We start from the raw sequence: 1,443 nt of genomic DNA, 5'->3' as shown, positions 1-1,443 counted from the left end.
GCGCCTGGGCGAAGGGGACGTCCAGGCGGGCGGCCAGGGTGTGAGCTGTGATCCGGAGCGGGACGACCGGTTCGGACAGCGGGGCATCGCCGCGTCGCATCCAGTGTTCGGCGATCTCCGCGGCGAGTCGCCGGGTCAGGGTGGACTTGCCGAGGCCGGGGCCTCCGGTGACCACCAGGTGCGCGTGGCCGTCCAGTGCCTCGGGCAACGTGCGGGACGGCGGGCGGACGGTGAGGCGCACGATCGGGCGAGCGGCGGGTTCGATCAGCCTGCCGTCGTCGTCGAGGACGGGGCCCTGGCGGAGCTGTTCGGGTTGCTCCTCGACGGCGTTGCCGAGGTCCTGGCGCACGTAAACGGTGTCCAGCGACGGTTTGCGGGCGTCCGGGAGACGGTAGGAGCTGTCGTTCGCGGCGTGGATCTGGGCGCGCAGCAGTGACTGGATCTCTGACGGCGGTTGTGGCGCGTCGGCCCACGTCCGAGGTGGGTCGTACGCGGGTCTCGGCGCTTTGGCCGGGTGGAGGTGCACGTCGCCACGGATGGTGTGGGCCTGCAGCGAGTGACCTCCGACGTCACCTGTGGAGAAGTTCAGGTCGTCGCGCGCCATCGCGCGATGTTCTCACGGCGAGCTAGTTCATTTGTGGACAAAACAAGGACGGTCAGGCGCCGGCCAGGTCGCCCACCACGTGAATCACGGTCGGGCGGTCCGCGGCGAAGGCCTTGCGCAGAGCCGTCGCGAACCTGCCCTCGTCGTCGACGGTGACGCCGTGGCAGTTCAACCCCTTGGCGACCTGGACGAAGTCGATGCCGGGCAGGTTCACGCCGTGCACGGGTTCGCTGCGGTCCATCATCTCGCGGCGGATCTCGCCGTAGCCGCCGTTGTCGCAGATGATCACGGGCAGGGCCAGGCGTTCCTGGGCCGCGGTGGCCAGTTCGGCGACGGTGAACATCATGCNNAGTTGAGCGCCGATGGCGGCGGGCAGGCCGTAGCCGAGGGTGCCGAAGCCGGTGGGGTACAGGAAGCTCGCCGGGCCTACGAGGGGCAGGTTGGACAAAGTGCCGTAGTAGCAGGCCATCGCGCTGTCGCCGGCGATGATGGCGCCTGGGGACAGGACTTCGCGCATGGCTTCCACCAGCGGTAGCCAGGCGGCGCCCTGGGTGCGGGCGTGTTTGCGGAAGAGCTTTTGCCAGCGTTCGGCGCGCTTCACCGCCTCCTCGCTCAAGTTTCCCTTGCCGAGGCGTTGGTTCAGGGCCGCGACGGTGGCCAGCGCGTCGCCGACGAGGCGGTAGTCGGGGTTGGCGTTGGTGATCATCTGGGCCGGGTCGACGTCGATGCGGATCAGGTCGCCGGGGAACTTGAGCGGGCCGTTCCACAGGTCGGTGGAGGCCAGTTCGGTGCCGATGGCGACGACGACGTCGCACTCGGCGATGAAGTCGGCCACCGCC

General features: G+C 69.5%; 1 protein-coding gene and 1 pseudogene. Both read right to left on the bottom strand.

The window, feature by feature from the left end; translation table 11 throughout:
• Window positions 1-604 (bottom strand): annotated as a pseudogene (locus B0F77_RS46205) (hypothetical protein); the annotation flags it as partial.
• Between the two features lie 52 nt (window positions 605-656).
• Window positions 657-1,439 carry a thiamine pyrophosphate-dependent enzyme gene (locus tag B0F77_RS46200; RefSeq protein ID WP_425435845.1) on the bottom strand — a complete coding sequence of 261 codons (783 nt, stop codon included), beginning with the start codon at window positions 1,437-1,439 and terminating at the stop codon, window positions 657-659.
• Window positions 1,440-1,443 lie beyond the last annotated feature (4 nt).

This window comes from Lentzea kentuckyensis, assembly GCF_002150765.1.
In the GTDB taxonomy this organism is placed as follows: Bacteria; Actinomycetota; Actinomycetes; order Mycobacteriales; family Pseudonocardiaceae; genus Lentzea; species Lentzea kentuckyensis.
Note: the sequence above shows the minus strand (reverse complement) of the source record. Positions and strands in the feature narration are given on the sequence as shown.